A 4,838-nucleotide genomic window follows, 5' to 3' on the forward strand; every position below is an offset into this window, starting at 1 on the left:
TGACCCCCCCGGTCTAATCGAACAACACCCCCCCCCACACCCCCCACCCCCCGCCGACACCCCATAACACCACCGCGCGCCCGCCGGGGTGCGCCCCCCCCCGCCCCGCCCCCCGCTTCCGCCGTGTCCGCAGCACTGTTCGTACTGTGACCCGCGATTCCGCACCTGCGGCACTAGACTGCCTCCCTGTGCCGAATCTGCGGATCAGCGACGCCGCCGCGCTGCTCGGTGTCAGCGACGACACCCTCCGGCGGTGGATCGACCAGGGACGACTGGAGTCCGTGCAGCTGGAGAACGGCCGGATGGGTGTGGACGGTCGCGCGCTCGCCGCGTTCGCCCAGCGGCTGTCCGACCACGCGGAGCCCGGCGTCACCATCGCCGCGTCCGCGCGCAACCGGATGCGCGGCATCGTCACCAGGATCGTGAAGGACACCGTGATGGCCCAGGTCGAGATGCAGGCCGGTCCGTTCCGCGTGGTGTCACTGCTGAGCCGGGAATCGGTCGACGAATTAGGACTCGAGGTCGGCAGCGTCGCCGTGGCCTCGATCAAATCCACCCACGTTGTCGTGGAAATCCCGGAGGCGTAAGAGAATGTCCCGCACCGCCCGTGTGCTCGCCGCGGCGCTCGTCGCCGCCCTCTCCCTGGCCGGCTGCACCGCGTCCGACCGGCCGTCGACGTCGACCACCGCGCCCGTCACCTCGGCGTCGACCAGCGAGGTGCCCCAGGCGACCGGCGACATCACGGTGTTCGCCGCCGCGTCGCTGACCGAGACGTTCACCGAGCTGGGCAAGCAGTTCGAGGCCGCGAACCCCGGCGCGAAGGTCACGTTCAACTTCGCGGGCAGCTCCGCGCTGGCGCAGCAGATCAACCAGGGCGCGCCGGTCGACGTGTTCGCCTCCGCCGCGCCCGCCAACATGAAGCAGGTGACCGACGCGGGCGGCATCACGGCGACGCCGACCACGTTCGTGCGCAACAAGCTCCAGATCGCGGTGCCCAAGGGCAACCCCGGCAAGGTGACCGGGCTCGCCGACTTCGGCAAGGACGAGCTGAAGATCGCGCTGTGCGCGGAGGCCGTTCCCTGTGGCGCGGCGGCGAAGAAGGCGCTGGAGGCGGCGGGCGTGACGGCCAAGCCGGACACCCTGGAGCAGGACGTGAAGGCCGCGCTGACCAAGGTGAAGCTGGGCGAGGTCGACGCCGCGCTGGTGTACGCCACGGACGTGAAGTCCACCAAGGGCGAGGTCGAGGGCATCGACTTCCCGGAGGCGGACAAGGCGATCAACGACTACCCGATCGCGCCGCTGGCCAAGGCGCCGAACGCGGCGGGCGCGCAGGCGTTCGTGGACTTCGTGCTGTCGGACAAGGGCCGCGCGGTGCTGACCGCCGCCGGGTTCGCCAAGCCGTGACCTCCCGGCGCGGCGGGCGGACGGGGGGTCGGCTCCCGGTCGTCCTCGTGCTGCCCGCCGTGCTGGGACTGGCTTTCCTGCTCGTGCCGCTGCTCGGACTGCTGCTGCGCACGCCGTGGTCCACGCTGGGCGAGCAGCTGTTCAGCCGGGAGGTCGGGCAGGCGCTGAGGTTGTCGCTGGTGTGCGCCTGCCTGGCCACGGCGCTGTGCGTGGTGCTCGGGCTGCCGCTGGCCTGGTTGCTCGCGCGGTCCGACCTGCCGGGCCGGAAGTTGTTGCGCGCCTTGGTGACCGTGCCGCTGGTGCTGCCGCCGGTGGTCGGTGGCGTGGCGTTGTTGTTCGTGCTGGGGCGACGCGGGTTGCTGGGTCAGTACCTGGACTCGTGGTTCGGCGTGACGCTGCCGTTCACCACGGCGGGCGTGGTGATCGCGGAGGCGTTCGTGGCGATGCCGTTCCTGGTGATCTCGGTGGAGGGCGCGTTGCGCGCGGCCGATCCGCGGTACGAGGAGGCGGCGGCGACGCTGGGCGCGTCGCGGTGGCTGGTGTTCCGCCGGGTCACGCTGCCGTCGATCATGCCCGGGTTGGTCGCGGGCACCGTGCTGTGCTGGGCGCGGGCGCTGGGCGAGTTCGGCGCGACGATCACGTTCGCGGGCAACTTCCCCGGCCGCACCACGACCATGCCGTTGGCCGTGTACCTGGCGCTGGAGAGCGAGCCGGAGGCCGCGATCGTGTTGAGCGTGCTGCTGCTGGTGGTGTCGGTCGCGGTGCTCGCCGGGTTGCGCGACCGGTGGATCAGCGGGCCGACGTGAGCCTGGACGCGTCGTTGCGGGTGTCGCGGGGCGGGTTCTCGTTGGACCTGGACCTGACCGTGGCACCGGGTGAGGTGGTCGCGCTGCTCGGGCCGAACGGTGCGGGCAAAACCACCGCGCTGCGGGCGTTGGCGGGGCTGCTTCCGTTGTCCGACGGGCACATCGCGCTCGGCGACGAGCTGTGGGACGGGCCGGGTCGGTTCGTGCCGGCGGAACGGCGGTCGGTCGGCGTGGTGTTCCAGGACTACCTGCTGTTCGCGCACCTGTCGGCGCTGGAGAACGTGGCGTTCGGGCCGCGGGCGCGCGGTGTCGGGCGGGCGGAGGCGCGGGCGCGGGCCGCGGAGTGGTTGGCGCGCGTGGGTTTGGCCGAGTTCGCGCGGGCGCGGCCGCGGACGTTGTCCGGTGGACAGGCGCAGCGGGTGGCGTTGGCGCGGGCGCTGGTGCTGGAGCCGGCGCTGGTGCTGCTGGACGAGCCGTTGGCGGCGTTGGACGCCGGGACGCGGCTGGAGGTGCGGGCCTCGCTCGGACGACACCTGGCCGAGTTCGGCGGGTGCACGGTGCTGGTGACGCACGACGCGCTGGACGCGATGGTGCTCGCGGACCGGTTGGTGGTGCTGGAGGACGGGCGGGTCGCGCAGTCCGGGACGCCGTCGTCGGTCGCCCGGCAGCCGCGCACCTCCTACGTGGCGGACCTGGTGGGGTTGAACCTGTACCGGGGCGAGGCGTCGGGGACGTCGGTGTCGTTGCCCTCCGGCGGTTTCGTGGTCGCGGCGCCCGCGTCCGGGCCGGTGCACGTGGCGTTCCCGCCGTCCGCGGTGAGCCTGCACGTGACGGAGCCGGTGGGGTCGCCGCGCAACACGTGGCGGGTGACGGTGGTCGGGATCGAGCAGCACGCGCACACCACCCGGGTCCGGCTCGCGGGCGCGCCGGACGTGCTGGCGGACGTGACGGCGGCGACCGTGGCCGATCTCCGGTTGCGGCCCGGGGACGTGCTGTGGGCCGCGGTCAAGGCGACCGAGGCCCACGCCTACCCCGCGTGACCTTTGTGGACAGTCCTCAGAGGACTACCACGGAGCGGAGCACGTCGCCCTGGCGCATCCGGTCGAAGGCCTGCTCGACGCCGTCGAGCTCGATGGTCTCGGTGACGAACGCCTCCAGGTCGAGCCTGCCCTGGAGGTAGAGGTCGACCAGCAGCGGGAAGTCGCGCGAGGGCAGGCAGTCGCCGTACCAGGAGGACTTCAGCGCGCCGCCGCGGGCGAACAGGTCGATGAACGGGAGTTCGAGCTTCTCCTCGGGGTTCGGCACGCCGACCAGGACGACCGTGCCGGCGAGGTCGCGGGCGTAGAAGGCCTGGCGGTAGGTCTCGGGTCGGCCGACGGCCTCGATCACGACGTCGGCGCCGAAACCGCCGGTGAGGTCGCGGATGGCGTCGACCGGGTCGTTCTCGCGGCTGTTGACGGTGTGCGTGGCGCCGAGGCCGGTGGCGGTGGCGAGCTTGCGGTCGTCGATGTCGACCGCGATGATCCGCGCCGCGCCGGCCAGCCGCGCGCCCATGACCGCCGCGCCGCCGACACCGCCGCAGCCGATGACCGCGACCGTGTCGCCGCGGGTGATGTTGCCGGTGTTGATCGCGGCGCCGAGGCCCGCCATCACGCCGCAGCCGAGCAGGCCCGCGACGGCGGGTGCGGCCTTGGGGTCGACCTTCGTGCACTGTCCGGCGTGGACGAGGGTCTTCTCGGCGAACGCGCCGATGCCGAGGGCGGGGCTGAGCTCCGTGCCGTCCTCGAGCGTCATCCGCTGCCGGGCGTTGTGGGTGTCGAAGCAGTACCAGGGGCGGCCGCGCAGACACGCCCGGCACTTGCCGCAGACGGCGCGCCAGTTGAGGACGACGAAATCGCCGGGCCGGACGTCGTCCACCCCGTCGCCGACGGCCTCCACGATCCCGGCGGCCTCGTGGCCGAGGAGGAAGGGGAACTCGTCGTTGATCCCGCCCTCCCGGTAGTGCAGGTCGGTGTGGCACACCCCGCACGCCTGCACCCGCACGACCGCCTCACCCGGTCCGGGATCGGGCACGACCACGGTTTCGAGCGTCACCGGCGCCCCCTTGCCGACCGAGACGACACCCCGCACCAACTGAGCCATGCCCACTCCCACGTGCTCGGAAGATCACCGACGCCCCGATCGTGCCGGCCACGACCACGAAGGGCGAGACAAACCCGACCCGCCACGCCGACCGCTGAACCCCACCGACCGCGGGTACCCCACCCCCGACCCCCGGGACCACCCGGCCACACCCACCGAAGGAGCCCCATGGTCCAGCCCGAACCCCCAACCCCACGCCCGATCCCGACCCCACCCCCCATCCCGACCCCTCCACCCCGCCCGGACACCACCCCGCCCATCCCTCCAACCCCGGAACCACCGACACCGACCCCGTGAGGATTCCCCCGGTGAAGATTGCCCCCTAAGAGGATTGCCCCTGGCAGGGATTGTCGAATCGTTCAACAATCCCCCACCCCTACAATCCGACACCTCAACAACCAAACACTCCAAACGTTCCAACACAGACGCCGTGTGAGCACACGCGACGCGGGCATGCGCAATGCGGACACACGCGAGGCCGGTGGT

General features: G+C 72.2%; 5 protein-coding genes. 4 read left to right on the plus strand and 1 reads right to left on the minus strand.

The window, feature by feature from the left end; genetic code table 11:
• Positions 1–188: 188 nt before the first annotated feature.
• The 4 genes from AB0G50_RS14185 to AB0G50_RS14200 are packed head-to-tail and all read left to right on the plus strand — an operon-like array spanning position 189 to position 3,250.
• The gene (locus AB0G50_RS14185) at positions 189–587 is read left to right on the plus strand and encodes a TOBE domain-containing protein (RefSeq protein WP_360107099.1); all 399 of its coding nucleotides are present in this window, start codon (positions 189–191) and stop codon (positions 585–587) included.
• A 4-nt stretch (positions 588–591) separates the two neighbouring features.
• Positions 592–1,404, plus strand: coding sequence for a molybdate ABC transporter substrate-binding protein (gene modA / locus AB0G50_RS14190; protein ID WP_360107102.1), 813 nt, complete (start codon positions 592–594; stop codon positions 1,402–1,404).
• The gene (gene modB / locus AB0G50_RS14195) at positions 1,401–2,210 is read left to right on the plus strand and encodes a molybdate ABC transporter permease subunit (RefSeq protein WP_360107105.1); all 810 of its coding nucleotides are present in this window, start codon (positions 1,401–1,403) and stop codon (positions 2,208–2,210) included. The genes modA and modB overlap by 4 nt, the downstream gene beginning before the upstream one ends.
• The gene (locus tag AB0G50_RS14200) at positions 2,189–3,250 is read left to right on the plus strand and encodes an ABC transporter ATP-binding protein (protein WP_360107108.1); all 1,062 of its coding nucleotides are present in this window, start codon (positions 2,189–2,191) and stop codon (positions 3,248–3,250) included. The genes modB and AB0G50_RS14200 overlap by 22 nt, the downstream gene beginning before the upstream one ends.
• Before the next feature lie 16 nt (positions 3,251–3,266).
• Here AB0G50_RS14200 and AB0G50_RS14205 read toward each other — a convergent pair whose 3' ends face one another.
• Positions 3,267–4,352, minus strand: coding sequence for an S-(hydroxymethyl)mycothiol dehydrogenase (locus tag AB0G50_RS14205; RefSeq protein WP_360107111.1), 1,086 nt, complete (start codon positions 4,350–4,352; stop codon positions 3,267–3,269).
• Positions 4,353–4,838 lie beyond the last annotated feature (486 nt).

The sequence above is a fragment of the Actinosynnema sp. NPDC020468 genome, assembly GCF_040642015.1.
GTDB lineage: Bacteria > Actinomycetota > Actinomycetes > Mycobacteriales > Pseudonocardiaceae > Actinosynnema.